33 protein-coding genes are annotated in these 25,076 nt (G+C 70.2%); 16 read left to right on the top strand and 17 right to left on the bottom strand.

Annotated elements, in window-relative coordinates:
• Window positions 1-26: 26 nt before the first annotated feature.
• On the bottom strand, window positions 27-575 hold the full coding sequence (locus J2W45_RS09685; RefSeq protein ID WP_310131215.1) for a GNAT family N-acetyltransferase: 549 nt from the start codon (window positions 573-575) through the stop codon (window positions 27-29).
• 135 nt (window positions 576-710) lie between these two features.
• On the opposite strand from J2W45_RS09685, the gene J2W45_RS09680 reads away from it, so the two are divergent.
• Window positions 711-896 carry a hypothetical protein gene (locus J2W45_RS09680; protein ID WP_310131213.1) on the top strand — a complete coding sequence of 62 codons (186 nt, stop codon included), beginning with the start codon at window positions 711-713 and terminating at the stop codon, window positions 894-896.
• A gap of 12 nt (window positions 897-908) precedes the next feature.
• Here the strand turns inward: J2W45_RS09680 and J2W45_RS09675 are convergent, their stop codons facing one another.
• A complete protein-coding gene (locus tag J2W45_RS09675; RefSeq protein WP_310131211.1) occupies window positions 909-1,472 on the bottom strand; it encodes a dihydrofolate reductase family protein in 564 nt (187 codons plus the stop codon).
• A gap of 20 nt (window positions 1,473-1,492) precedes the next feature.
• Window positions 1,493-1,795 carry a hypothetical protein gene (locus J2W45_RS09670; RefSeq protein ID WP_310131209.1) on the bottom strand — a complete coding sequence of 101 codons (303 nt, stop codon included), beginning with the start codon at window positions 1,793-1,795 and terminating at the stop codon, window positions 1,493-1,495.
• 70 nt (window positions 1,796-1,865) lie between these two features.
• Between J2W45_RS09670 and J2W45_RS09665 the strand changes: the two genes are divergently transcribed.
• Together J2W45_RS09665 and J2W45_RS09660 are read left to right on the top strand one after the other, a co-directional pair.
• Complete coding sequence (locus tag J2W45_RS09665; RefSeq protein ID WP_310131207.1) at window positions 1,866-3,581, top strand: SulP family inorganic anion transporter; 1,716 nt, start codon at window positions 1,866-1,868, stop codon at window positions 3,579-3,581.
• A 108-nt stretch (window positions 3,582-3,689) separates the two neighbouring features.
• Entirely contained in the window at window positions 3,690-4,454 is a 765-nt protein-coding gene (locus J2W45_RS09660) for a patatin-like phospholipase family protein (protein ID WP_310131204.1), read from the top strand.
• Between the two features lie 24 nt (window positions 4,455-4,478).
• Here J2W45_RS09660 and J2W45_RS09655 read toward each other — a convergent pair whose 3' ends face one another.
• Window positions 4,479-4,922: an ester cyclase gene (locus J2W45_RS09655; RefSeq protein WP_310131202.1), complete on the bottom strand. Its 444-nt coding sequence runs from the start codon at window positions 4,920-4,922 to the stop codon at window positions 4,479-4,481.
• Between the two features lie 58 nt (window positions 4,923-4,980).
• Here J2W45_RS09655 and J2W45_RS09650 point away from each other — a divergent pair, with 58 nt between their 5' ends.
• Window positions 4,981-5,607 (top strand): TetR/AcrR family transcriptional regulator, encoded by a 627-nt coding sequence (locus J2W45_RS09650; RefSeq protein ID WP_310131199.1) that lies wholly within the window; start codon window positions 4,981-4,983, stop codon window positions 5,605-5,607.
• A 209-nt stretch (window positions 5,608-5,816) separates the two neighbouring features.
• The gene (locus J2W45_RS09645; protein ID WP_310131197.1) at window positions 5,817-6,257 is read left to right on the top strand and encodes a dihydrofolate reductase family protein; all 441 of its coding nucleotides are present in this window, start codon (window positions 5,817-5,819) and stop codon (window positions 6,255-6,257) included.
• 36 nt (window positions 6,258-6,293) lie between these two features.
• Here J2W45_RS09645 and J2W45_RS09640 read toward each other — a convergent pair whose 3' ends face one another.
• Complete coding sequence (locus J2W45_RS09640) at window positions 6,294-6,662, bottom strand: VOC family protein (protein ID WP_310131195.1); 369 nt, start codon at window positions 6,660-6,662, stop codon at window positions 6,294-6,296.
• A 62-nt stretch (window positions 6,663-6,724) separates the two neighbouring features.
• Between J2W45_RS09640 and J2W45_RS09635 the strand changes: the two genes are divergently transcribed.
• Together J2W45_RS09635 and J2W45_RS09630 are read left to right on the top strand one after the other, a co-directional pair.
• Window positions 6,725-7,192 carry a MarR family winged helix-turn-helix transcriptional regulator gene (locus J2W45_RS09635; RefSeq protein ID WP_310131193.1) on the top strand — a complete coding sequence of 156 codons (468 nt, stop codon included), beginning with the start codon at window positions 6,725-6,727 and terminating at the stop codon, window positions 7,190-7,192.
• A 33-nt stretch (window positions 7,193-7,225) separates the two neighbouring features.
• Window positions 7,226-8,035, top strand: coding sequence for a methyltransferase domain-containing protein (locus tag J2W45_RS09630; protein ID WP_310131190.1), 810 nt, complete (start codon window positions 7,226-7,228; stop codon window positions 8,033-8,035).
• On the opposite strand, the gene J2W45_RS09625 is transcribed toward J2W45_RS09630, so the two are convergent.
• Together J2W45_RS09625 and J2W45_RS09620 are read right to left on the bottom strand one after the other, a co-directional pair.
• A complete protein-coding gene (locus tag J2W45_RS09625; protein ID WP_310131187.1) occupies window positions 7,982-8,707 on the bottom strand; it encodes a helix-turn-helix transcriptional regulator in 726 nt (241 codons plus the stop codon). The two genes, J2W45_RS09630 and J2W45_RS09625, sit on opposite strands and share 54 nt — an antisense overlap.
• Window positions 8,708-8,886: 179 nt before the next feature.
• A complete protein-coding gene (locus J2W45_RS09620; protein ID WP_310131185.1) occupies window positions 8,887-9,177 on the bottom strand; it encodes a DUF4287 domain-containing protein in 291 nt (96 codons plus the stop codon).
• 182 nt (window positions 9,178-9,359) lie between these two features.
• On the opposite strand from J2W45_RS09620, the gene J2W45_RS09615 reads away from it, so the two are divergent.
• The 7 genes from J2W45_RS09615 (at window position 9,360) to J2W45_RS09585 (ending at window position 16,626) form a co-directional block, all read left to right on the top strand.
• The gene (locus J2W45_RS09615; protein WP_310131183.1) at window positions 9,360-9,746 is read left to right on the top strand and encodes a PLDc N-terminal domain-containing protein; all 387 of its coding nucleotides are present in this window, start codon (window positions 9,360-9,362) and stop codon (window positions 9,744-9,746) included.
• Between the two features lie 134 nt (window positions 9,747-9,880).
• Complete coding sequence (locus tag J2W45_RS09610) at window positions 9,881-11,068, top strand: metallophosphoesterase family protein (protein ID WP_310131180.1); 1,188 nt, start codon at window positions 9,881-9,883, stop codon at window positions 11,066-11,068.
• A gap of 44 nt (window positions 11,069-11,112) precedes the next feature.
• Window positions 11,113-11,628: a GNAT family N-acetyltransferase gene (locus tag J2W45_RS09605; RefSeq protein WP_310131177.1), complete on the top strand. Its 516-nt coding sequence runs from the start codon at window positions 11,113-11,115 to the stop codon at window positions 11,626-11,628.
• A gap of 165 nt (window positions 11,629-11,793) precedes the next feature.
• Window positions 11,794-12,300, top strand: coding sequence for an acyltransferase (locus J2W45_RS09600; protein WP_310131174.1), 507 nt, complete (start codon window positions 11,794-11,796; stop codon window positions 12,298-12,300).
• Window positions 12,297-13,433: a DegT/DnrJ/EryC1/StrS family aminotransferase gene (locus tag J2W45_RS09595; RefSeq protein ID WP_310131171.1), complete on the top strand. Its 1,137-nt coding sequence runs from the start codon at window positions 12,297-12,299 to the stop codon at window positions 13,431-13,433. The genes J2W45_RS09600 and J2W45_RS09595 overlap by 4 nt, the downstream gene beginning before the upstream one ends.
• The gene (locus J2W45_RS09590; RefSeq protein ID WP_310131169.1) at window positions 13,430-15,475 is read left to right on the top strand and encodes a glycosyltransferase family 2 protein; all 2,046 of its coding nucleotides are present in this window, start codon (window positions 13,430-13,432) and stop codon (window positions 15,473-15,475) included. The genes J2W45_RS09595 and J2W45_RS09590 overlap by 4 nt, the downstream gene beginning before the upstream one ends.
• On the top strand, window positions 15,472-16,626 hold the full coding sequence (locus tag J2W45_RS09585; protein ID WP_310131167.1) for a glycosyltransferase: 1,155 nt from the start codon (window positions 15,472-15,474) through the stop codon (window positions 16,624-16,626). The genes J2W45_RS09590 and J2W45_RS09585 overlap by 4 nt, the downstream gene beginning before the upstream one ends.
• Before the next feature lie 6 nt (window positions 16,627-16,632).
• On the opposite strand, the gene J2W45_RS09580 is transcribed toward J2W45_RS09585, so the two are convergent.
• The 3 genes from J2W45_RS09580 to J2W45_RS09570 all read right to left on the bottom strand — a co-directional run bounded on the left by J2W45_RS09580 (window position 16,633) and on the right by J2W45_RS09570 (window position 19,120).
• A complete protein-coding gene (locus J2W45_RS09580) occupies window positions 16,633-17,373 on the bottom strand; it encodes an ABC transporter ATP-binding protein (RefSeq protein WP_310131165.1) in 741 nt (246 codons plus the stop codon).
• The gene (locus tag J2W45_RS09575; protein WP_310131163.1) at window positions 17,370-18,206 is read right to left on the bottom strand and encodes an ABC transporter permease; all 837 of its coding nucleotides are present in this window, start codon (window positions 18,204-18,206) and stop codon (window positions 17,370-17,372) included. The genes J2W45_RS09580 and J2W45_RS09575 overlap by 4 nt, the downstream gene beginning before the upstream one ends.
• A 71-nt stretch (window positions 18,207-18,277) precedes the next feature.
• Entirely contained in the window at window positions 18,278-19,120 is an 843-nt protein-coding gene (locus J2W45_RS09570) for an SDR family NAD(P)-dependent oxidoreductase (RefSeq protein WP_310131162.1), read from the bottom strand.
• An 89-nt stretch (window positions 19,121-19,209) separates the two neighbouring features.
• On the opposite strand from J2W45_RS09570, the gene J2W45_RS09565 reads away from it, so the two are divergent.
• Entirely contained in the window at window positions 19,210-20,247 is a 1,038-nt protein-coding gene (locus tag J2W45_RS09565; RefSeq protein ID WP_310131160.1) for an SLAC1 family transporter, read from the top strand.
• A gap of 6 nt (window positions 20,248-20,253) precedes the next feature.
• Here the strand turns inward: J2W45_RS09565 and J2W45_RS09560 are convergent, their stop codons facing one another.
• The 3 genes from J2W45_RS09560 to J2W45_RS09550 all read right to left on the bottom strand — a co-directional run bounded on the left by J2W45_RS09560 (window position 20,254) and on the right by J2W45_RS09550 (window position 22,089).
• Window positions 20,254-20,613 (bottom strand): cupin domain-containing protein, encoded by a 360-nt coding sequence (locus tag J2W45_RS09560; protein WP_310131158.1) that lies wholly within the window; start codon window positions 20,611-20,613, stop codon window positions 20,254-20,256.
• Entirely contained in the window at window positions 20,610-21,344 is a 735-nt protein-coding gene (locus tag J2W45_RS09555; RefSeq protein ID WP_310131156.1) for an alpha/beta hydrolase, read from the bottom strand. Before J2W45_RS09555 ends, J2W45_RS09560 begins: the two co-directional genes overlap by 4 nt.
• Window positions 21,345-21,465: 121 nt before the next feature.
• Window positions 21,466-22,089, bottom strand: coding sequence for a TetR/AcrR family transcriptional regulator (locus J2W45_RS09550; RefSeq protein ID WP_310131155.1), 624 nt, complete (start codon window positions 22,087-22,089; stop codon window positions 21,466-21,468).
• Between the two features lie 106 nt (window positions 22,090-22,195).
• Between J2W45_RS09550 and J2W45_RS09545 the strand changes: the two genes are divergently transcribed.
• Window positions 22,196-23,296: an ABC transporter permease gene (locus J2W45_RS09545; RefSeq protein ID WP_310131153.1), complete on the top strand. Its 1,101-nt coding sequence runs from the start codon at window positions 22,196-22,198 to the stop codon at window positions 23,294-23,296.
• 30 nt (window positions 23,297-23,326) lie between these two features.
• On the opposite strand, the gene J2W45_RS09540 is transcribed toward J2W45_RS09545, so the two are convergent.
• The 4 genes from J2W45_RS09540 to J2W45_RS09525 are packed head-to-tail and all read right to left on the bottom strand — an operon-like array spanning window position 23,327 to window position 24,999.
• Window positions 23,327-23,551: a hypothetical protein gene (locus tag J2W45_RS09540; protein ID WP_310131152.1), complete on the bottom strand. Its 225-nt coding sequence runs from the start codon at window positions 23,549-23,551 to the stop codon at window positions 23,327-23,329.
• 39 nt (window positions 23,552-23,590) lie between these two features.
• Window positions 23,591-23,893, bottom strand: coding sequence for a muconolactone Delta-isomerase family protein (locus tag J2W45_RS09535; RefSeq protein WP_310131150.1), 303 nt, complete (start codon window positions 23,891-23,893; stop codon window positions 23,591-23,593).
• Between the two features lie 27 nt (window positions 23,894-23,920).
• Window positions 23,921-24,289: a YybH family protein gene (locus J2W45_RS09530; protein ID WP_310131148.1), complete on the bottom strand. Its 369-nt coding sequence runs from the start codon at window positions 24,287-24,289 to the stop codon at window positions 23,921-23,923.
• A 2-nt stretch (window positions 24,290-24,291) separates the two neighbouring features.
• Window positions 24,292-24,999, bottom strand: a complete 708-nt coding sequence (locus tag J2W45_RS09525) for an SDR family NAD(P)-dependent oxidoreductase (protein WP_310131146.1) — start codon at window positions 24,997-24,999, stop codon at window positions 24,292-24,294.
• Window positions 25,000-25,076 lie beyond the last annotated feature (77 nt).

Below are 25,076 nucleotides of genomic sequence, written 5' to 3'. Positions count from 1 at the left end.
TCCATCCTGCCGCAGCGGTTCGGTTGTCAGCGCCAGCGGACGACCGCGCGATCGCGTGACAGCCTCCCGACCTCGGCGAAGCCGAGCGCCATGAAGGCCGGCAGCACGCCCGAGAAACGGTTCGTCGTCGCGCCCGTGGCGGTGGGATCGATCGGGTAGGCCTCGAGGGATGCGTCGACCCGCCTCGCCTCGGCCATCGCGCCTTCGATCAAGGCCGTCATGACGCCCGCACTGCGCGCGCGCCGCGCGATGTAGAAGCAGGGGAGGGACAGCGGCTCGTCTTCCGAGAACTCGTAGGTGGTGAATCTGCCGGTGAGGTAGGCCAGCCCCGATCTCGGCGTGAGCCGCGCCCAGCCCACCGGTTCGTCGCCGCTCAGCGCCACGAGCCCGGCGGAGGCCGCATCCACCTGAGCGTGCAGAGCCGCGCGGTTGGTGTCGCGGTCGCGGCGGTGGTACTCGGATCCGATCAGCCAGTACTGGCACCAGCACCCGTTGGAAGCGCCCGCGCGCCCGAACAGCGTGCGGACCTCCGACCACCGCCCGGCGGCCGGGACGACCTCGACGGTGGTGCCCACGGCGACCATTGTCTGCCCGCGTCCGGTCGAAGGCGAGCAGGGCGTCGAGGGGCGCTCGCCCTTGCCGCGTCGGCGCTGGGCCGCGTAGGGTGCCGCGTGTTCGGCTCGGGCCCGGGCCGGGGAAGGCAGGCACTCATGTCCACCAAAGCCGAAGCGACCTCGCTCGAGAGTCTCGACGACGCGCTCAAACGGGTGATCTCCGAGAACCCTCCGCCCAGCTCGGCGCCGCGGGACTACGCGATCACGCGATCGTGGGTCGAAGTGGGCGGCGTCGTCGGTGCCCCGCAGTATCGCGTCGAGGTCGACATCTCGGATCGCTGACGCCCGGCGCGGTCACGCCCGGGGCCGGTAGCGGAGCAGCACGACGCCGCTGGATCCGATCCGGCACTCGTCGATCAGCTCGAGGTCGATGCGCGCACCGGTGGGGAGCCCGGGCTTGCCGCCGCCGACCGAAACCGGATGCACGTACAGCTGGACCTCATCCACCAGCCCGGCGGCCAACGCCTGGGCGGCGAGGTCGGCGCCCCCGATGATCAGGTCCCGGTCGGTGGCGGCCTTGAGCTCCCTCACCTGGGCGGGGTCGAAGTCGCGCTCGATCCGGGTGTCTGCGGTCGGCGCCCCCGTGAGGGTCCGCGAGTAGACGACCTTGGCCGGCGCCCGCCACGCGGCGGCGAAACCGGCGAACTCCGGCGAGTGCTCCGCGAGCGCCGGGTCGGTCTCCCACACGGACATGGCCTCGTACAGGCGCCGGCCGTACAGGAGGGTGCCGGCGGACCGCATCAGCTCGGTGTGCGTCGCGAACACGTCGTCGTGCACGGGCATCCAGTCGAACGCGCCGCTCGCGTCCTCGATGTAGCCGTCCACGCTGACGTTGGTCGGATAGATGAGTGCGCCCATGCGATTCCCCCCGGATACCGTCAGGCCGCCGGCGTCCGTCGCCGGGCAACGACGAGTGCGGCGATGAGGACGAGCGCGCCGACCGCGGCGACCACGAGTCCGATCCAGAGGCCGGTGTAGTCCGGCACGAAGGCGCGCTGGGTGTACTGCTTGTACACGCCCACCGGGAGCGTGACCAGCGTGCTCGAGACGTTCGTCTGCTCGGCGGCTGTCTTCATGACGAGGCCGAAGACCACCCCGAGGAGCGTCGTCGTTGTGCCGATCGCGAGCAGTGCGACCACGAGGTTACGGCGGTCGTCACGTCCGGGCTGCGTCACAGTCATGAGGCGACTGTAGCGACAGACGGCCCCCGCTCTCTATGCGCGCACCCCCGGCACGCGATAAGACGGGCGCATGCCCAGGACGCGGAAGGCAGGTCCGGGGCGGGTGCCCATCGTCGGCCAGCTCCGCTCCTACAACCGTGCGTGGCTGCGGGGCGACCTGATCGCCGGCGTCACGGTCGCGGCGCTCATCGTGCCGAAGAACCTCGGGTACGCGGGCATCGCCGGCGTCCCGCTGCAGAACGGCCTGTACGCGGCGGCGGCCGGCGCGATCGTCTACGCGATCTTCGGGACCAGCAGGCAGATCTCGATGGGGCCGAGTTCGGGGCTGGCGGCGGTCGCCGCGAGTGCCGTGCTGGCGGCATCCATCAGCGGGGTGCAGGAGGTCGCGTCGTTCGTCGCCGGGATCACGCTCGCCTCCGGCATCCTGTTCCTCCTGCTCGCGATCTTCCGGCTGGGGTGGATCGCCCAGTTCCTCTCGCGCGCGGTGGTCACCGGTTTCCTCTTCGGCGCCGCCATCGACGTCGTCATCGGCGAGCTGCCCCGCCTGACCGGCACCGAGGCGGAGGGTGCGAACCCGATCCAGGAGTTCTGGTCGTGGCTGGGGACGCTGGGGGATGCGCACCGCACCACGGTCCTCGTCGCCATCGTGTCGCTGGTGGTCGTCTTCGGTCTGCGCGCCATCGCGCCGCGGGTGCCCGGGGCGCTGGTGCTCGTCGTGGGCGGCCTCGTCGCGGCCGCGGTCTTCGACCTCGGGGCGAAGGGCGTCGCCCTCGTCGGCGACGTGCCGCGGGGGCTGCCCGTGCCGAAGGTCCCTGACCTCGCGCAGCTGTGGGACCACGCGGGGACCGTCGCGGTCGCCGCGGTCGCGCTGGTGCTGATCGGCTTCTCGCAGACGGCGGGCGACGCCCGCACGTTCGCCGCGAAGCATCGCTACCAGATCGACATCAACCAGGAGTCGGTGGCCCAGTCCCTGGCGAACATCACGGCGGGGTTCTTCCAGGGGATGCCGGTCTCGACCAGCCTCTCGGCGAGCTCGCTCAACGACCGGTCCGGAGCGCGCAGCGGCCTCGCCTCCCTGACGTCCGGCGTCACCGTCCTGCTGACGCTGCTGTTCCTCGCGCCGCTCTTCTCGAACCTGCCGAAGGCCGTGCTCGGGGCGCTGATCATCGAGGCCGTGGTCATGGGCATGATGGACTTCCCCGAGATGCGGCGGCTCTTCCGGGTGAAGAAGACCGACTTCTGGATCGCGATCATCGCACTCCTCGGCACGCTCGTGTTCGGGGTGCTCGCAGGCGTCGTCATCGGCATCGGGCTCTCGCTGCTGTGGCTGGTGGCCGTCGCCACCCACCCGGACATGCCCATCCTCGGACGGGAGCGCGGCACGCAGGTGTTCCGCGAGGCGGACGAGCATCCCGACGACGAGGTGGTGCCGGATGTGGCGGTGCTCCGGTTCGACGGCGGCCTGTTCTTCGCGACGGCGGACGCGCTCGAGGACCGCCTCCGCGACATCATCCAGTCCAACCCCGACCTCACCGGCATCGTGCTGGACTGCGAAGGCATCGACTTCATCGACTCCCAGGGCGCATCCGCGCTCGACGACATCGTCACCCTGGTTCAGGATGCGGGAGTCGAGCTCCGGCTGACCCGCGTGAAGCCCGGGCCGCGGGCGGTGCTCGAACGGGACGGGGTGCTCGCCCGGATCGGCGCCGACCACATCCACGGCAACATCCACCGCGCGGTGGTGGCCGAGCAGGAGGATGCACGCCGACGAGACGGGAGAGGCTGACCGTCGCGGCTCCCGCCTGCGTGGCGACTGACTGAGATTGACATTCCGGTCAGCCGTCTCCCATCCCCACCCTCTACGGTCAGACCCATCGATGACGTGGAGGAGACCGTGGGCGACGATCGCAGCCTTGGCCTGGTGCTCAGCGGCGGAGGGGCCTTCGGCGCCGCGCATGTGGGCGTGCTGCAGGTGCTCGCGGAGCGGGGACTGCATCCGGGGATCGTGACCGGGACGAGCTCCGGCGCGCTGGTCGGCGCCGCCTACGCCGCCGGGTTCGAGCCCGAGGCGATCGAGGCCGGAGCGCTGGCGTTCCGCTGGAACGCGATCGCGCGCTGGTCGCTGACGCCGCGCTGGGGGATGCTCGACACGCACGCCGTCTCGCACAGTGTGCGCCGCGTCCTCGGAGCCGACCCGTTGATCGAGACCCTGCCGCGCACCTCCGGCGCGGTCGCCACCGACCTCCGCACGCGCCGCGCGGTCACGATCGACCGGGGGCCGCTGAGCGTCGCCCTCCGCTCGACGATCGCCATCCCGGGGCTTTTGCCGCCCGTGGTCCACGGCGGCATGCGGCTCGCCGACGGCGGGATGATCGACAACGTCCCCGTCAACGCCGCCCGTGCACTCGGCGCGTCGCGCGTTATCGTGGTCCGGCTCCACGCCAAGTGGGAGAACGTGCGGATGATGCGGACCGTGAACCGGACGGCCGACCTGCTCGCCGACCCGTCCGTGGTCCTCGTCCAGCCGGAGATGCAGGGCATGGCCCAGTGGATGATGACCGACATCAGTCGCCTCATCGCGGAGGGCCGCCGCGTGGCCGAACTCGCGCTGGACGCGGCCGCCTCCCGCAGCGCGGCGCTGGACCACCAATCGTCGTAGCGATCCCGCCCGCCCCGGCGCCGGTCACGGCTGACGCGGGAGGTCGATCCGTCCCAACTGGAGCATGATCGCGAAGCGGTCCGGCACGCCCCAGTGCTCCACGATGCGCCCATCCCTGATGCGGGCGACGTCGATGACCGTGAAGTGGACGGTCCGTCCGGTCGGCGGTCCGAAGAACGGCCCGGTGTTGGTGCCCGTCCCTTCGGCGCGCACCCACACGATGTCGTCGCGCTCGGCCCAGTCGCCGATCGTGAACCGCAGGTCGGGGAAGGCCGCGTGCACCTCCGTCATCCCCTTTTTCACCTTGGCGATGGCTTCCGCTCCCTGGCCGGCCAGCCCGAGCTGGTGCTCGACGATGTCGGGCGAGCAGAGCTCGTCGACGACCTCCGTGCGCCCGAGAGCGAAGCCCTCGTGGAGCATCCGCTCGAGGACGTGCAGCGACGTGTGGTCCTGATCGGTGGAAAGCATGATGCGACCCCTTCGTGCACTGCTACTGCGGTGACTGCAGTGTTACTGCAGTGAGTGCATGACTAGTATCGATCTCGTGCACGCCGACGTCAAGACCGCATCCTCGTATCGCCAGGAGCTCGCGCTCCAGACGCGCGTGCGGATCGCGGCGGCCGCTCAGGGCCTGTTCGCGCGCGACGGCTACTCGGTGACGAGCATGGAGGCCATCGCCAAGGAGGCCGGGGTCGGGACGCGCACCGTCTACGCCTCGTTCGGCGCCAAGCGCGAGATCCTCAACGCGATCTGCGAGCGCTGGCTGGAGCGCGCGCGTGCGCGTGAGCTCGCCGAGGAGATCCTCGAGTTGCCGGATGCGGGGCAGCGCGTCGCCGGGGCGGCCCGCTGGTTGACGGTCCTCTACTCCACCGACTTCGATGTGGTGCGCATCCTGGACGCAGCCATGGACGAGGATGCGGAGACGCAGACCCTGCTGCGCTCGAAGCTCCGCGGCCGCAACCGGGTGATGGACCGCCTGATCGCGTCGGTCGAGGATGAGCTGGTCATCCCGCTCGCCGAGGCGCAGGCGATCTACCGGGCGTTCGCCGCCACCGGCGTCTACCTGGAGCTGGTGGTCACTGCCGGTTGGACGCCGGAGCGGTTCGAGAGCTGGCTCGCGGACACCCTCCTCGGCCAGCTGCTCCGCCCCTGACCTCTTGCCGGCGCCCACTGGGGTGTGGTCGTCTGGCGTGAGGCACTCCGAAGGCGGTGGATCCCATGGGACGCGTGATCTGCGACATGTCCGTCTCACTCGACGGCTACGTGACGGGCCCGAACGACAGCCGGGAGAATCCTTTCGGCGACGGCGCGGAGGATCTGCACGCCTAGCTGCGTCCGGAGGCGGACGACGACGACCGGGCGGTGCTGCAGTCCGCCATCGAGAAGGCCGGGGCGGTGGTCATGGGCCGGCGGTCGTTCGAGAAGAACGAGGGCGACGGCGGATGGGGCGACGGCGGTCCGCTGGGCGACATCCCGTGCTTCGTGGTCACGCATGAGCCGCCGACGCGGTCGTACCCTCCCGTCTTCACGTCCGTCGCGGACGGCGTGGCCGCCGCGATCGACCTTGCGCAGCAGGAGGCCGGTGACAAGGACGTGCACCTGTTCGGTGCGACCGTCATGCAGCAGGCGCTGCCGCTCGGGCTGGTCGACGAGCTGCACCTCCACGTGATGCCGCTCCTCATCGGCGGCGGCACCCGCCTCTTCGGCGCCCTCCCGTCGGCGATCGCGCTCGAGCGCACCGGCGCGACGATCACGCCGCTCGCCACGCACCTGGACTACCGCGTGCTGAACGCGGCGCGCTGAGTCCGGCGGGCGAATCGCACCGCGCGGGGCGTGAACTCACGCGCGGTCGTGCAGTGTGACGTGGTAGCCGTCGGGATCGGCGAACGTGAAGGTCCTGCCGAAGGGGCCGTCGATGGGAGCCGCGACGATCGTGTGCCCGTCCGCCGCGAGCGCGTCGTGGATCGCCTGGACGTCGGTGGCGTGGAGCCAGATCGCGGCGCCGAGGCCGGGCTGGGCGACAGCGTCGAGGTCGGTCCCGGGTACGAGGTCGCGCAGCGCGAACGCGATCGGGGTCGTATCGAAGACGACGGCGTGCGGCGGACCCGCCGGCGAACGGACGAGGCCGAGATGGCGCTCGTAGAACGCCTGGGACCTCTCGAGGTCGCGGGTCTGAAGGGAGAGGAAATCGGGGCCGGTGGCAGGCATGGAATGCTCCTTCGATGTGTGTCAGTTATCTGACACGGCTCAACCTATGTCAGAATACTGACATGAGTCAAGACCGCGCCGGCATCGACCTCGAGACCTCCCTCGGATACCTCCTCAAGGTCGCGTCCAGCGAGCTGCGGACGGCGATGGAGGCGGCGTTGCGCCCGCTCGGCATGACGATCACGCATTACTCCTGCCTCGAGCTGCTGGCCCAGCGTCCCGGCCTGTCGAATTCGGAACTCGCGCGGGGGGCCTTCGTGACCCGGCAGTCGATGAACGTGCTGCTCCAGGCCCTGGAGCGCGACGGCTCCGTGATGCGCGCCACCGAGGCGCCGGTCGGCAAGGCGCTGCCGACGCGGCTCACCCCGCGCGGCCGGCGCGCGCTTGCGAAGGCGACGGCCGCGGTGCGGGAGGTGGAGGTGCGGATGCTCAGCGGACTGAGCGACGCGGAGCAGGCGGCGGCATCCACCCTCCTGCGCCGGATGATCGCGTCGCTGCGGTCCGAGGGAGAGGACGCTGCGGAAGCCTGACGCGGCCGGCGGCCTCCCTGGCAGGATGCAGGTATGGAAGACGCCACGTTCGAGGAGCTCGTCGCGATCGGCGAGCAGGCCGACGTCACGGGCTGGGACTTCTCCTGGCTCGACGGGCGGGCCACCGAGGAGCGACCAGCCTGGGGATACGCGGGGCAGCTGGCCGGACGCCTGCGTCACGCCCGGTCCTGGCTCGACGTGCAGACCGGTGGGGGCGAGGTCGTCGGCCGTGCGGAGGTCTTCCCGCCCACGGCGGTGGTCACCGAGTCGTGGCCGCCCAACGTCGTCAAGGCGACCCGTCTGCTGCACCCGCGCGGCGTGGTCGTGGTGCACGACCCGGACGAGCCGCCGCTGCCGTTCGCGGACGGGGCGTTCGACCTCGTCACCAGCCGGCATCCCGCGACGATCTGGTGGGACGAGCTGGCCCGTGTGCTGGCGCCGGGTGGCACCTACTTCGCGCAGCATGTCGGCCCGGCCAGCGCGTTCGAGCTGATCGAGTTCTTCATGGGGCCGCTGCCGGAGGCGCGCCGCGGACGCCACCACGACGACGAGGCCGACGCCGCCCGGCGGGCCGGTCTCGACGTGGTCGACCTCCGCACGGCACGCACCCGGATCGAGATCTACGACATCGCCGCCGTGGTCTACCTGCTGCGCAAGGTGATCTGGTGGGTGCCGGGATTCACGGTCGACGCGTATCGGGACCGGCTGCGCGACCTGGATGCGGTCATCCGGCGGGAGGGGAAGTTCGTCACCTACTCGTCGCGCCACCTGATCGAGGCGCGCAAGCCGTCATCCCCGGAGGAGGCCGAGCCGCACGGCCGTCCGGACGGCGTCGATGCGTGAGGTGGCGCCGAGCTTGGCGTAGATGTTGGTGGTGTGCCGCTTGACGGTGCCCTCGGCGATGTGGAGGCGGGCGCTGATCTCCCGGTTGGTGTAGGCCTGCGCGATCATCGTGATGACCTGCAGCTCGCGATCCGTGAGGATCCCGGTGGACTCCGTCCCGGCCGTGAGGGCCCCGCCGGCGGTCTCCGGCGACGGCACGTGCAGCCTGCGCCAGATGCCGAGGTGCTCCTCGGCGTCCGCGACCGCGATCCGCTCGAGGAGCACATCCACGTAGCCCAGTGCCGCAGGGACCACCTCGTCCATGATGGATGCGTTCAGCGCGCGAGCGACTTCCACCGCGTCGCCGTCGTGCTGGAGCTCGGTGAGGGCGATGTCGAACAGCAGCGTGGCCGCGGTCAGGCTGTCGACGGGGTGGATGTTCTGCCCGGCACGCGCGCGCCCCACGCGCTCGCCACCCGCCGGACGTGCCGCATCCACGGCGGTCCCGCTCAGACGGTCGCGGGTGCGCTGCAGGATCACCCCGACCTGCGCCCGCAGCTGCTCGACGAGCACCGGATCCGCGGCCAGGGCATTGCCCTGCGCCCGGAGCCGCCGCACGAGTTCGTCCGCGATCGCCGACTCCGCGTCCGGCCGGCCGTTCGACGGTTCGGGGGAGTGCGCGCTGGGGACCACGCCTCCCATCATGGCTGCCGCGACGCTTCCGCGCCGACCCCGGCAATGTGACTTTCGCTACATTCCGGTCGGTTCCGGCCGCCGCTAGGCTCACCCTGTGCGCCGAACGGGGGACCCGCGGCGCCCGGGTGGCAGGTATCCGGGGGGAGCCTGCCGCCCACGTCCTTCCTCCAGTGCACTCAGGACGGTTTCGTCGCGATCCCGTCGAGCCACAGCGTCTCCGACTCGTCGCGGTGGACGCCGTCCGTGCCCACGTGCTTGGTGCTGATCGTCGGGCCCTTCTGGATGACGTGCACCAGCGCCATGCCGTGACCGCGACCGAGGTCGTAGTCGTCCTTCAGCCACGCGAGGATGTCGCCGGCCTTGACGCCCGGGGCGTCGAGGCCTTTCTCGTGGGCGATGTCCACGAGCTGCCGGGGCGTGAGCCCGGTCTTCTTCTCGATGGTGTCCAGGTACGCCTGGAATGACATTCGATCCCCTCCCTCCGGCGCCCACGGTAGCGTGGCCCAGCAGATGCCCGCCAGCATCAGGCGGGGATGAACGGCGACGCCCCCGAGGGCAACTGACTGCTGCCTAGCCGCATCCGACCCGGCCGTCGTACCGTCAGGCCACGCGGGGCGAACAACCGTTCCGTGGAGCGATCGGAGCCGTCATGACTTTCTGGGATTTCCTCGTCTGGTCCTTCTGGTTCTACCTGGTGGTCGTGTGCATCTCGATCTTCATCCGGGTGATCATCGACATCTTCCGGGATCCCGAGCTGAACGGCTGGGCGAAGGCACTGTGGGTGCTGTTCATCGTGATCGTGCCGTTCCTGGGCGCGTTCGTCTACCTGATCGCGCGCGGCGGGCGCATGGCCCAGCGCAGCGCGGCCGGGGCGATGGAGGCGCAGGTCGAGTCGGCGAACTACATCCGGAACGTGGCGGGCAGCAGCTCGCCGGCCTCCGAGATCGAGTCCGCCAAACGGCTGCTGGACAGCGGCGCGATCACCGCCGCCGAGTTCGACACCCTGAAGACGAAGGCGCTCGCCGGGACCGCGTGAGCGGGCGCGCATCCTGAGAGCCTCCGCAGGCGTCATTCACCCGGATGACGCCTGCGGTTCATCCGTGCGTCTCCGGGCGCCCGGAACCTGCTGTGGCACGCGGCCGTCGACGACCGCCACTCCAGGAGGATCCCATGCGCACCCGCACCCGCAAGACGTCCCTCATCGCGGCCGGGGTCATCGCCGCGACCCTGTTCGGCACCGCCGCGGCGGTCGCCGTCCCCGTCCTCCAGGGGGACTGGCCGTACGCCGGTCAGAGCCACGGTGAGGATGCGAAGACCTACACCCTCGCGGCCGTCGGCGACATCGCCTGCGAGCCGGACGACGACGACAACGCGGCCACCCCGGCCGCCCTCAAGTGCGGCAGCCCGAGTCTCGGCGGCTACGACGCCGAGTTCGCGACCGCCAAGCAGACGGACGCGATGAAGCCGGATGCGGTGGCGCTGCTCGGTGACGAGCAGTACGAGGTCGGCAAGCTGAGCGACTTCGAGGGATCGTTCGAGCAGGCGTGGGGAGGGCTCAAGTTCCTGGAGCGTCCGGCGCCCGGCAACCACGAGTACTACGCCTACACGAAGAAGGGCGACAACGAGGCCGGCCAGAACGGCGACGGCTACTTCGCCTACTTCAACGGGCACGACCAGTCCGGCACGCCGAACACGGCGGGTCAGGCGGGCGACGACAGCAGCACCAACCAGGGCTGGTACTCCTACGACCTCGGCAACTGGCACATCGTCTCCCTCAACGTCGAGTGCAACTCGCCGGCGTTCGGCAACGACTGCTCCACGACCGACGGCGGTCTGCTCGCCCAGGAGACCCGCTGGCTCGCCGACGATCTCGCGCACAACCAGAAGCAGTGCACCATCGCCTACTGGCACCAGCCGACGATCTCGGCGACCACCGCATCCACCCCGACCGTCCCTGCCTCCGCGCCCGGAGCCGGCGGACAGGAGGGCCAGGTCGCGGACGCCTGGTGGAAGCTGCTCTACGCGAACCACGCCACTCTCATCCTGAACGGCCACGAGCACGCGTACGCGCGGTTCCAGCCGCTGAACCCGGCCGGCCAGGTCGACACGAAGCACGGCATCCCCGAGTTCATCGTCGGGACCGGCGGCGAGGCGCTGGACACGCTGGCGAAGAACCTGGACGGAAGCTTCGCCAACCCGAACGTGGTCACGGGCTACGACCAGGGCTACGGCACGATTAAGCTGACGCTCGGACAGCACGGCTACTCGTTCTCGTACGCGCCGGCCCTGCAGGGTGCCGGACTGCCCGCTTCGGCGCTCGACTACTCCGACTCGGGCTCGGGCTCCTGCAACCGCTGAGGCGCGCGGCCGGCCGTGTCGGCCGCGCGGGCGATACTGGACGGGTGACCTCCACGTTCGTCATCCGCCCCGCATCCCCCGACGAGTTCCCCGCGATCGGCGAACTCACCCACTCGGCTTACACGCACGACTACGACGACCTGCCCGCGAACTATCGCGAGGAGCTCAAGCACCCGGAGGCGCTGGCCGACGAGTACGAGTTCTTCGTGGCCGAGGATGCGCGCACCGGCGCGCTGCTCGGCACGATCGCCCTGCTCAGGCAGGGGATCGACGACGGCGGCCGGATCGGCCCGGACGAGCTGTACTTCCGCCTGCTCGCCACCCACCCGGAGGCGCGCGGCCGGGGGATCGGGATCGCGCTCACCGAGTTCGCGATGGAGCAGGCGGCCGCTCGCGGCCAGCATGCGGTCGTCATGAACAGCGGGCCGGACATGCTCGGCGCCCACGCCCTGTACCGCAAGCTGGGCTTCAGCCGCCGCTCCGAGCGCGAGGGCACGATTGCGCTTCCGGACGGCCGGACGCTGCAACTGCTGACGTTCGTTCGCGAACTCGCGGGCTGAACGGGGCCGTGGACCACCGGCCGGAGCGCCGCTCCGCGACCCTCGAAACCGGCCGATTTCATTTAGCTCGCGTTTCTCTATAACCTGCACTCGTGCCGGAAACCTGGTCGTTCTACCACGGGTTCGCCGAGAGCACGAGTGCCGACGGCTGAACCCGGGGGGAATGTGCAGACTATCTACGAAAGCGCCCGCATCATCGGGCGCGAGAACATCCACTTCGGCGACCCCGTGCTGATCGACGACTTCGTGCTCGTCGTGGCCCGGGAGCCGATCACGCTCGGCAATTACGTGCACCTGGCGTGCTTCTCGTCCATCACGGGAGGCCAGGAGGTGCGGCTCGGCGACTTCGTCGCGCTGTCCCAGGGTGCGCGCATCCTGACCGGCACCGACGACTTCACCGGCCCCGGCTTCGGCAACTCGACGCTCGACGAGGCGTACCGCAACACCACGCGCGCACCCGTCACCGTCGGGCGCTTCTGCGTCATCGGGGCGAACGCCGTCGTCCTCCCGGGCGTCACCATCGGCGAGGGCGCGACCGTCGGCGCCAACACCGTCGTGACGCGCGACCTGGAGCCGTGGGGCGTCTACCTCGGCAACCGGAGGCTGCGCGACCGCGACCGCGAGGGCGTCCTGGCCGGCCACCGCGCCTTCGAGGAGGGACGGAAGCCGTGAACACGCCCCTCCCGTTCGAGCGTCCCGTCTACGTGAGCCGGCCCGCGCTCCCGCCGCTCACCGACTACATCCGCCGGCTCGAGAGCATCTGGGCCTCGAACATCCTCACCAACATGGGCCCGATGCACGAGATGCTCGAGCTCGCGGTGGGGGAGCGGATCGGGTCCGGCCGCGTCTCGCTCTGGAACAACGGCATGAGCGCGCTCATCGCCGCCGTCAGCTCGCTCCAGCTGGAGCGCCGCAAGATCGCGGTGACGCCGTTCACCTTCCCCGCGACGGTGCACGCGATCTCGCTGCTCGGCCTGGAGCCGGTCTTCGTCGACATCGACGACACGCTCACCCTCGACCCGGTGAAGCTCGAAGAGGCGGTCGACTCCGAGGTGGGCGCCGTGATGGGCACCCACGTCTACGGACGGTTCTGCGACACCGCCGCGATCGACGCGATCGCCCGCCGCAACGACCTCCGGGTCATCTACGACGGCGCGCACATCTTCGGCCGCTCGGCGCCCGTGATCGGCGGCGAGCCGCACCGCCTCGGCGACATCACGATGCTCAGCTTCCACGCCACCAAGCTGTTCCACTCGGTGGAGGGCGGCGCCCTGATCACGGCGGACCAGGATGTCGACCGCAGGCTCCGGCTCATCCGCAACTTCGGCATCGTCAACGAGAACGACGTCAAGGGCCTGGGCCTCAACGGCAAGATGTCCGAGGTGCACGCCGCGATGGGCCTCTCCATGCTCGACCTGATCGACGCGGAGATCGACCAGCGGCTCGCCGTCGCGAACCGGTACCTGGAGGCGCTCGAAGGAATCCCGGGCATCCGCGTCGTCTCCGGAGCGGACGGCATCGTCCAGTACTTCGTGCTGCGGGTCGACGCCGAGGAGTTCGGCAGCACGCGCGACGACCTGCACACCACGCTCCGGTCGCTCAACGTGATCAGCCGCAAGTACTTCTCGCCGCTGTGCAGCGACTTCGAGCCGTACAACGAGCTCCCGAGCGCGAAGCACCTGCCGGTCGCGCGGAAGGCGGCGCAGGAGGTCATCGCCCTCCCGCTGTACGGCGGCCTGAGCCTGGAGGACGCGGACCGGATCGCGGACATCGTCCGCTGGCATCAGAAAGGCGGAGTGCTGTGACGGCTCCCGTGGCGACCGTTCTGCTGGTCACCCACAACCACCTGCAGTTCATCGACCGGGCCATCGCCTCGATCGAGTCCCAGGACTGCCCGCACCCGTTCGAGGTCGTCGTCGCCGACGACGACTCCAGCGACGGCACGCGGGAGCGGCTGCTCGCCTGGGCGGAGAGCAGCGACCTCGACATCACGGTGCTGGACGAGGCGCCGCGTCTCGGCATCACGCTGAACTACGCGCGCGGCTTCTCGTCCGCGCGCGGCGAGTTCATCGCGGTGCTGGAGGGCGACGACGAGTGGATCTCCGTCGACAAGCTGCGCCTCCAGATCGACCACCTGCTCGAGCACCCGGAGCACTCGATGGTCGCCTGCCGCGTGCTGCTGCACGACGAGTCGACCGGCGCCGCCAGCATCGCCCCCGCCATCGGTTTCTCGCGGATGTCCACCTCGGTGAATGCGCGCCGGCTCGCGGAGGTCAACTGGTTCGCGACCTTCTCGGCGTGCATGTACCGCGCCGATGCGCTCGAGCGGCTCTCGCCGGAGGTGTTCGAGATCACCTCGTACGACTGGATGGTGAACCTGTCCGTTCTCGCCTTCGGGGACGCCGGGTTCATCCCCCAGGTGCTCACCCTCTACCGCCAGCACTCGGGCGGGGAGTGGTCGAAGGCCTCGCGGCGGGAGCGCGACGAGCGCATCCGCCGCCTGCTGCCGCGCTACATCGAGCTGTCGACGCCGGAGGTGCAGGTCGAGCTCACGCGGCTGCTGCACGACCTGGAGGCCCGTGCCGTGCAGCTCGCGGACGTGCTCGACGGCCCGGCCGGGCCGCTGCCCTCCGAGGTGGCGCTGCCCATCCCGCGGATGATCGGCCCGGCGCCGCGCGTCTCGGTGGTGATGACCTCCTACAACCACGAGCGGTGGATCGAGGAGGCCATCTCGAGCGTGCTCGACCAGACGGTCACCGACCTGGAGCTGATCGTCGTCGACGACGCGTCCAAGGACGGCTCGATGGAGGTCGTCGCGCGCTTCGCCGACCCGCGGATGCGCGTCTACCGCTTCGACACCAACCAGGGCGCCGCGTCCGCGCTGAACTTCGCGATCCAGCAGGCCCGCGCCGAGTTCGTCGCCGTGATCAACTCCGACGACGCGTGGGAGCTGCACAAGCTGCAGCGGCAGCTGGACGCCTTCGAGGCCAACCCCGACGTAGGTGCCGTGTTCACGAGCGCCCGCTTCGTCGGCGAGGACGGCGAGCTGCTGGCGCCCGAGCGCATCCCGCACTGGCACAACGTCTTCCGGCAGCGCAACCGGTCGCAGGCGCAGTGGCTGCGCTACTTCTTCGAGAACGGGAACGCGCTCTGCCACCCCAGCGTGCTCATCCGGCGGCAGTTCTACATCGAGCACGGGCTCTACGACAACCGGATGCGCCAGCTGCCGGACTTCGACCGCTGGATCACCCTGGTCAAGCACTGGCCCATCCACGTGCTCGGCGACGAGGACCTGGTGCGCTTCCGGCTGCTCGAGGCGGAGCAGAACGCGAGCGCGAACAGCCGGGCGAACGTCATCCGCGGCTTCAACGAGCACATCGCGGTGGACGAGCGCTTCTTCGACGGCTGCAGCGACCAGCTGCTCATCGAGGCGTTCGGCGACGTGATGGTGAACCCGCACTTCACCTTCCCGGACGAGCGGGCCTGCGAGATCGCGCTGCTCTGGTGCAACCTGCCCTGCGCCATGTCCGAGCCGAACCGGGTGCACGGGCTGCGCTGCCTGCGGATGCTGCTGGGCGACGAGAACACCGAGTTGCTGATGCGCTCCCGCTACGGGTTCACCGAGCTGAGCCTCCACGCGCTGGCGGGCACCGAGGTCCACGAGATGTCCGATGCGACGCGTCAGTGGCTCTCGCAGCTGGAGCACGGCGAGACGTGGCGCGGTGCGGTCATGACCACCCCGAGCGGCGAGCTGGCACGCCACGTGTGGGCGCGGATGCGCGAGGTCCCGGTGCGCTCGTGGCCCCAGCGCGCGGTGCGGCAGCTGCGGCAGGTGGTGGGCCGGTGACGTCGCCGACGGGCGTCGTCGTCCTCGACGACATCTTCCCCGACCTGGCCACCGGGTTCCGCGTCGCGGAGTTCAACTGGCTGATGCGGCGGAACGCCGTTTCGCGCGTGCTGACGACCCAGCCGCTGCTGCACCAGCTCCCGCCCTACGCGGCGCGGTATCCGGAGTTCGTGGACCGGATCGGGCACTACTCGAAGGAGGAGCTCGCGGGCGCCTCCCTCGCCTGGATGACGTTCCTCAACAACGCCGCCTACTACCTCGACGACCTGGAGGAGACGGGGACGCCGTTCGTCGTCACGCTCTACCCGGGCGGCGGGCTGTACCTCGGCGACCCGGAAGCGGAGCGCAAGCTGGATCGGGTGCTCGGCTCCCCGCTGCTGCGGCACGTCATCACGACGCAGCCGCTGGTGACCGAGCACGTGCGGGAGCGGGCTCCGGAGGTGCCGGTCACGGAGATCCTGGGCGTCGTCGTCAGCCCGCTCTACCTCGGCCCCGGGGCGGGCTTCCGCACCGACTACTACGCGCCCGGATCCCCGGACGGCACGCCGGCCCTGCGCCTGGCGTTCGCCGCGCACAAGTACACCGAGGGCGGCAGGGACAAGGGGTACGACCTCTTCCTCGACACGGTCCGCGGTCTGCGCGACGCCGGAGTCCCGCTGGACGCCCACGTGATCGGCGGCTTCTCGGAGGGCGACCTCGACGTGTCGGATCTCGCGGACGTCCTCACCTTCCACGGCGTCCTCGAGACTGCGGAGCTGCGCAGCGCGTACAGCACGATGGACCTCATCGTCTCGCCGAACCGGCCCGGCGTGCTGGCGTCGCACGCCTTCGACGGGTTCCCCCTCGGCTCGGTGGTGGAGGCAGCGCTCTGCGGGGCCGGCATCGTCGCGACGGACGCGCTCGACCAGAACCGGATGTTCATGGACGGGCGCAACATCCTCATCGTCCAGCCGGACGCCGACGACATCGTGCACCGCATCCTGGAGCTGATGGAGGCGCCGGGCGGCATCGCACGGCTCGCCCAGGCCGGTCTCTCGGTGGCACGCCGCCACTACGGCGTCGACAGCCAGCTGTGGGGCCGCCTCCGGGTGATGGAGGCCGCGCTCGCAGCCGAGGCGGCGGCCGAGCCGGCAGCCGAGCCGGTCGCCTGACCGGCGTCAGCCCTCGAGGGAGTGCGGCCCGAGGTACGCCTCGACGGTCGACTCGGCGTCGCCGACCGCGAGCAGCTCGCCGTGGTTCAGCCACGCGACGGAGTCGCACATGTCCTGCACCTGGTCCATCGAGTGGCTGACCAGGATCACGGTCTTGCCGACTGCCTTGAACTCGGCGAACTTCTGCCGGCACTTCTCCTGGAACTCGGCGTCGCCGACGGCGAGCACCTCGTCCACCACCAGGATGTCCGGGTCGACGTTGATCGCGATGGCGAAGCCGAGCCGCACGTACATGCCGGTCGAGTAGTTCTTCACCGGCTGGTCGATGAACTCGGAGACGCCGGAGAACTCGACGATCTCGTCGAACTTCCGGGTGATCTCCTTCCTCGACATGCCGAGGATCGACCCGTTCAGGAAGACGTTCTCGCGGCCGGACAGCTCCTGGTGGAAGCCGCTGCCCACCTCCAGCAGCGCGGCCATCCGTCCGTTCATGGTGATGCGGCCCTGCTCGGGGTAGTAGATCTTGGCAAGGCACTTGAGCAGGGTCGACTTGCCCGATCCGTTGCTCCCGATCAGGCCGAACGTGGAGCCGGCGGGCACGTCGAACGAGACGTCCTTGAGCGCCTGGAAGTCCTCGTGCAGCGAGATGCGACCGCGCATGATGGCCGACTTGATGGACTGATTCCGCTCGTGGTACAGCCGGAACTTCTTGCTCACGTGCTCGACGGAGACGGCGATCTCGCTCATACGGCCTCGGCCAGCCCCTTCTCGTTGCGGCGGAACACCCAGAGCCCGACGGCGAAGGCGATCGCCGCCGAGATCACGCAGTACCAGACGTCGTCGGCCCGCGGCCACCGGTTGTCGTAGAGGAGGTTGCGGAACACCTCGACGAAGCGCTCCAGGGGGTTCAGGCGGTAGATGTCCAGGATGGTGATGCTCGTGCCGAACAGCCCGCCCACCTCCTTCGACTGGGCGACGATGAGCGAGACGGGGTAGATGATCGGCGTCAGGTACATCCACAGCTGCAGGATGATCCCCATGAAGTACTGGGTGTCGCGGAAGTAGACGTTCGCCACCGAGAGCATCAGCGCGAGCCCGGTCGCGAAGACGGCGAGGACGAGCATGATCACCAGCACGAACGGCAGCCAGGGCAGCACCCAGGCGCCGCAGATCATCAGCACGACGACCAGGACGCCCATCTCGAACAACCAGTTGAACCCGACCGAGCCGACGGTCGACAGGGGCAGGACGATCCGCGAGAAGTACACCTTCTGGATGAGCCCCGCGTTGGCGATCAGCGACCCCATGCCGCCCTGCACCACGGCGGCGAAGAACGTGAACGGCAGCAGGCCGCAGAGCAGCCACACCGGGAAGACGTCGAGACCCGACGGGTCGCCCGGCGCCGGCGTGACCCGCAGGATGAACGCGAAGACGATCGTGTAGACGAGCATCGTCGCGAGCGGGTTCACCAGCGACCACAGCTGACCAATGAAGGTGCGCTTGTACTGGCCGCGGACCTCGCGCAGGGTCAGGTTGTAGAGCAGTTCGCGCGACGAGACGACCTCGTGCAGATAAGACATCGATCCCCAACGGTTCATCGGTGCGAGACGGGCACGCACCCAGCCGACCCCAACCGGTTCAATTTACACGGTCAACCCTGCATCCAGTGCGCAGTGACGGCCTGCACGTGCGAGCCGTCGAGGTCGGAGAGCTTGATCCCGGCGAAGCGGACCGCGTTCTCGGAGGTCTGGATGCGCGCCGGCGGCTGCTCCGCGTCGAGCACGCCGAGGATGACCCCGGCGACGCCCTCGGGCGCCTGCGCGACCGAGGGATCGAAGGCCCCGGCCGTGCGGGCGAGGTAGGCGCTGAACGCGGGCTCGTACGGGGTGCCGTAGGCGGGGTGGTTCGCGTCGAGTCCGACGTTCGCGACGAACTCGGTACTCACGGCTCCCGGCTCGACGACGGTCACGCGGACGCCGACGGTGGCGGCGACGGGCGTCAGCGACTCCATGAAGCCCTCGACGGCGAACTTCGCCGCGCAGTACGCCTCGTTGAACGGCTGGCCCACGACGCCGCCGACGCTCGAGACGGTGACGACGCGCCCACGGCTCTCGCGCAGCAGCGGAAGGGCGGCACGGGTGAGGGAGACGACGCCGAAGAAGTTCACCTCCATCACCGAGCGCACGTCGTCGATGGTCTCCAGCTCGATGGTCCCGACGTGGCCGGCGCCCGCGTTGTTGAGCAGGGCATCCAGCCGCCCGTAGGCCTCCCGGATGTAGCCGATGCAGTCGGCGACGGAGCGCTCGTCCGTGACGTCCAAGCGCTGGAGGTCGAGGTCGACGCCCGCCTCCCCGGCCGCGGCGCGGAGCGGCTCGGCCTTGTCGAGGTCGCGCATGGTGGCGACCACGCGGAAGCCGTGACGGGCGGCGGCGACGGCCGACTCCAGACCGATGCCGGACGAGGTGCCGGTGATGAGCAGGACGGGGGAGGTCATGCGCTCAGTCTGTCACCGGCCCTCGCCGCGTGCGCGCTTTTCGGGGGACGCGGCCCGCGCTAGCGTGAGGCTCCGACGAAAGGACTGCCGTGAGCACCACCGCAGGCGACACCGCGGGGACGCCCGCCCGACGGCGTTCGGCTCAGCGCATCCCGCTCAACACCCTGGCCATCGCGTTCGGCCTGGCCGGTCTGGCGGGGGTCTGGACCACGGCAGGCCGGCTCCTCGGCGTGCCGGAGCTGATCGGACAGCTGCTCTGGGTGGTCGTCCTCGTCGCGTGGCTGTGGCTCATCGTCGCGCACCTGCGGCGCGGCGCCCGGAGCGCCGAGACGCTGGCCGCGCAGTTGCGGCACCCCGCGCAGGGCCCGATCGCGGCGCTGGTGCCGGTCGTCGGGATGCTGCTGGGCGCCGACCTGTACCGTTTCGTCCCCGTCGCGGGCCTCGTCGTCGTGGTCGTCTCGCTCGTGGTGGCCGCCGGGTTCGCCGGCTGGATCCTGGCGTACTGGCACACGGGCAGCCTCCCGCCGGAGGCGTTCCACGGCGGCTACCTGCTCCCGACGGTCGCCGCGGGCCTGATCGGGGCGACGACCTCGTTCAAGGTCGGGCTGCCGGGAGTCGCGATGGCGGCCTTCGCGGTCGGAATCTTCTTCTGGGTCGTGATCTCGACCGTCCTGCTCGCGCGGCTGGCGTTCTTCCCGCCGCTGCCGGCGGCGCTCACGCCGACCTGCGCCATCCTGCTCGCTCCGCCCGCCGTCGCCGGCACCGCGTGGTTCACGATGAACGGTGAGCACGCGGACGCGGTCTCGACGGCACTGCTCGGCCTCCTCGTGCTGATGGCCCTGCAGCAGCTCGCGCTGATCACGCGCTACCGGGTGCTCCCGTTCTCTCTGGGATTCTGGTCGTTCACGTTCCCGGTGGCGGCCGCGGCGGGGTACGGCGTCGAGTGGCTGTCGATCGCGGGCTTCGCCGGGTGGCAGCTCGTCGCGTGGCTGGTGGTCGCGCTGCCCACCGCGGTGGTGCTCGCGGTCGCCGTCCGGTCGCTCGTGCTGGTCACCAGCGTCCGCCGCGGCGCCCGTCGCGCCGAGAGCGTGCTACGGCGGGCGGACGCCGCGGTCGAGCGGCGCTGAGGTCGGCTATCCCGGCGGGTCGACGAAGCTCGCCAGCGGTGCGTCCGGATCCACCAGGTACGTGGACAGCATCCGGCCGGTGCCCGGCCCCACATCCTTGGCGTTGTGCGGCGTCCCGGGCGGGATCAGGAACCCGGAGCCCGCTTCGAGGTGCAGGGTGTCCGCTCCGCTGATCCGCATCTCGACGGAGCCGGCGACGATGTAGCCGACCTCCTCGCCGGGATGCGTGTGCCAGCCGGACTCGACGCCGTCCGGGATCTCGGTGAGCACCTGCACGATGATGCGGCCGGGGATGGACGACGTCCGCCGCTGCACCTCGGTGCGCTTGAGGCGGCCGGCCAGCGCGTCGTGCGCGTCGTCCGTCATCGGCTCACCGATTGGATGGCCCCGAGGATCACGTCGGCCACGGCGCGCGGCTGGGAGATCATGATCAGGTGCGAGCCCTCCAGCGTGGTGAGCTGGGCCCCGGCCTGCTTCGCCATCCCGAGCAGCACATCCGACCCCGCGGCCTTGTCCCCGGTCGCGACGACGGCCCACGACGGCAGGTTCTTCCAGGCGGGTGCGCCGTTCTTCTCGTCGAAGGCCGCGGCGGCGACGGGACGCTGTGCGGAGCCGAGGACCGCGCCCTGCTCAGGAGACAGGTCGCCCGCGAAGACGCGCGGGAAGTCGGCCTCGTTCACGTACAGCTCGACCGCCGTAGCGTCGCCGTCGCCCGTCGGATAGGTGCGCTGCACGAGCGCGGGAGCCAGGGCGCTGTCGCGCGACGTGCCCTCCACCTCGCCGAGCGTCTGGCCCTCTTCGGGGGCGAAGCCGGAGACGAAGACGAGACCTTTCACAGCGTCCACCCCTGTCGCCGCATTGGTGATCACCGCCCCGCCATACGAGTGGCCCACCAGCAGGAACGTCCCGTCCAGCTGGGTGAGCATGTGCCGCAGGTAGGCGGCGTCGGAGAGGAGCCCCCGCAGGGGCACGGCCGGGGCGAGCACGTGCACGCCTTCCGCTTGGAGGAGCTGCGTCACCGCGGCCCAGCTGCCGGCGTCGGCGAATGCGCCGTGCACCAGGACCACCGTCATGCCGGTGGATTGTTCGTCTGTCATCGTCGCCCTTTTCGCGCGTGTTTTCAGCGGAGGATGCTCGCTGACGGGTCGCCGCTGAACGCCCGCCGGTGCCGGGTACCCGGACGATGGCGTCAGTGTAGGGGCGCGTTTCCTCGCTTGGCTAGGGGACCGGTGTGATCGGGTTCGTCCGCACCGCGGCCGCCACGCGCTCGACGGCCTCCAGGTAGCCCCGGCGATCGAAGTCCTCGAAGAGGACGCTCTGGACGACGTAACCCTGCACCAGCCCGACATACAGCGGCGCGTCCGCCTCCGCCGCCGGCTCCGCCTCTTCGGGCGGCAGCCCCACGACGCGCGTGTAGTACTCGGTCAGGTAGCCGGCGAACATGCCGCGGATGCGGCCGCCGATCGTGCCGGCCAGGTTCCGCAGCTTGGCGTTGATGGGCACCTGCCCCCACACCTGGAGCAGCAGCTGCAGGTCGCCGATCTGCGCCGTCAGCCCTTCGACGAGCATGCGCACGAGCTCGGCGGGGGAGACCAGCGGGTCGCGCCGGCGGGCCTGGGCGAGATCGAGGAAACGGGCGTCGAGGATCTCGGAGACGGCGAGCTCCATGAGTTCCTCCTTGCTCTTGTAGTGCCCGTAGATGGCCCCGGCGGAGAGCCCGGACTCGGCGATGATGTCGGCCATCGAGGTCTGCTGGAAGCCGGAACGGGCGAAGCAGCGGAGCGCAGCGGTGACGATCTGGTGGCGGCGTGCCGCCCGGTGCTCGTCGGTGACCTTCGGCATGGCGCTCGGCTCCTCTCCGGGACGACAAAAAGAATGATCGTTCTTGACAATACCGTGCAACCGCACCACCATAAAGAACGAGTATTCGTTTTTTTGGGAGGTCGCCATGCTCACCGCCACACCCGCCGTGTCCGAATCGGACCGGCCCGCCGTCCCGTCCGGCGGAGCGCCCGCTCCGCACACCCCCTGGCTGCGCGCGGTGCTCCTCGCCGTCGGCGCCGCCGCGATCGTCGTCGTCGTGCTCCTGGCCTTCCTCTGGCCGACGGTCACGTCGACGGTCAAAGACCTGCCGATCGCCGTCGCCGGCCGGCCGGCCGCCGTGGCGCAGGTGGAGAAGCAGCTCGACGCCGCCGCGGAGGGCGCATTCGACGTGACCGCCGTCGCGGACCGCAGCGACGCGGTCGACCTCATCAAGACACGCGACGTCTACGGCGCGATCGTCATCGGGCAGAAGCCGGAGGTGCTCACGGCGTCCGCGAACGGCGCGGCCGTGACCCAGATCCTCACGCAGGTCGCCGGCAAGCTCCAGGCGGCCGCGCAGAAGCAGGCGGATGCCGCCGTGGCCGCCGCCGTCGCCGCCGGCCGCGCACCGGCCGGCACGCGCGCCCCCACCGTGACGGTCCCCGTCACCGACATCGTGCCGCTCGCGTCGACGGACGCGCGGGGCCTCGGCCTCGCTGCGGCCGCATTCCCGCTGGTGCTCGGCGGGATGCTCGGCGGCATCCTGATCTCGCTGCTGGTCGTCGGAAGCTGGCGACGGCTCACAGCGGTGGTGCTCTACGCCGTGATCGGCGGGCTCGGCGTGACGGCGATCCTGCAGGGCTGGTTCGGCATCCTGCAGGGCGGCTTCTGGCTCAACTCGCTCGCTGTGGGCCTCTCGATGCTCGCGACCGCCGCCTTCATCGTCGGGATGAACGCCTTGCTCGGCCGGCCCGGCATCGCCGTCGGCGCGGTGCTGACCGTGCTGGTCGGCAACCCGCTGTCCGCGGCCGCTCAGCCGCTCCAGTTCCTCGTCGGACCGTGGGGCGCCGTGGGTCAGTGGTTCGTGCCGGGTGCGTCGGTGACGCTGCTGCGCGACCTGTCGTACTTCCCGGACGCGAGCACCGCCTTCCCGTGGCTGGTGCTCACCGGTTGGGCGGTCGTCGGACTCGTCGCGATGCTGTTCGGGCACTTCCGCAACCAGGAGGTCACGCAGGCGGCCGCCTGACCGCTGGGCCGGCCGGGCCGTCCGTCGCCGCTACGGGCAGTGGATGCGCGTCGACGTGCGTGAGTCCGCGAAGCGCTCGATCCGGTGCTGGTCCAGCGGCTTGCCGCACAGCGGGCAGGCGGCGTCGGCCCGCCGGACATCCGGCTCCTCCGGGTGTCCGGCTCCGAGCTGGGCGGGACCGGTGAACGTGCGGACGACATCGTTGGCCTTCTCGTAGAAGCGCCAGAAGCGGCCGGCCATCGTGTCCCCGTCCATCCATTAGTTAGTACACGAACGATTATCGCACATCCACGGTCACTCGGGGCGACCGAGCCCCGGATCGCTCGGATGCGGGGTCAGCGCCGTCACCGTGTCACGCCGCCAGGCGCGCAGCGGCATCGACGCGAGGAGGCGTTCCAGCTCGTCCGCGTCCGGTGCGGAGAAGATCGCCCAGCTCCGCCACTCGCCCGGACCGAGCGGCGGCCGCCAGAGCCGGCGCAGGAAGCCGTCCCGCGCCAGCTCGGCGGCCCGGGCCGCCTCCCGCTTCCTCATCTCGGCGACGGCCTCCGGGGTGGTCCCCTCGGGGATGGTCGTCGCCATGTCGACGAAGAACTCCATGAGGGTGCCTTTCTCGGCTCCGCGACGCTACGCGTCGATCTTCGACACGTGGTAGTGCCGGATCAGCCACTCGTCGCCGTCGCGCACGAACACGATGGTGAGGTGAGTGGGGATGACCTCGCCGCCGGGACGCGCGAAGTCCACGTCGACGAAGGTGAGGAACGCGTCCTCCCCGAGTTCGACGACCTCGCGCACCCGGTAGTCGGGGCTCAGCCCGACCGGCTGCTTCGCGTAGTAGGCCGCGACCGCGGCGCGACCGACGCTGTGGCTGCGGTCGAAGCCCTGGAACACGGCGTCCGTGGTGAACTGTGCGGCCACCCTCTCGACGTCGTGCGCGCGGATGCCGTCCGCCCACGCGGACAGCGCGGGCTCGATGATGCGGCTCGTGTCGGTCATGATCAGTTCCCCGCGCTCTGTCCGCCGTCGACGTGCAGGATCTCGCCGGTCACGAACGGAGCCTGCTCGAGGTAGAGCACGCCGCGCACGACGTCGTCGATGCTGCCCATGTGCTGCATCGGGTGGAGCGCGTCGAAGAACCCGTACGTCTCCTCCGCGTGCATCGGGGTGCGGATGATTCCGGGGGAGACGGCGTTCACCCGGATGCCGCGCGACGCGTACTCGATCGCGAGCGACGCGACCGCCGCGGAGAGGCCGCCCTTGGTGAGCGATGCGAGCACCGAGGGCACGTTCGAGTTGGCGTTCTCGACCAGCGTGGTGGTCACGTTGACGACGTGGCCCGCGTTACGGGTCAGCATGTCGGCGACGGCCTTCTGCGTGATGTGGAAGAAGCCGCCGAGGTTGATGGCGACGGCCGTCCCGAAATCCTCCGGCGTGTAGTCGGTGAACGGCTTCGCGATGAAGATGCCCGCGTTGTTGACCAGTGCGTCCACCCGCCCGAAGCGGTCGAGCGCGGTGGCGATGATCCGGTCCGCGACCTCCGGGTCGGAGATGTCTCCGGCGACGGTGACGAGGTTCTCCTCGTCGCGCGGCTCGATGTTGCGCGAGTTCGCGACGACCGCGTACCCGAGGCCGAGGTAGCCCTCGACGAGTCCGGCGCCGATTCCCTGCGATGCGCCGGTGATGACGGCGACCTTCTGTGTTCCCATGGTTCCAATCCTTACTAGACGGTCGGTCTACTATTGACCATATGCAGTTATAGACGACTGGTCGTATAATTGCAACC

Origin of the sequence: Leifsonia shinshuensis (genome assembly GCF_031456835.1) — a bacterium.
Classification (GTDB): domain Bacteria; phylum Actinomycetota; class Actinomycetes; order Actinomycetales; family Microbacteriaceae; genus Leifsonia; species Leifsonia shinshuensis_C.
This window is presented reverse-complemented; position numbering and strand designations above follow the sequence as displayed.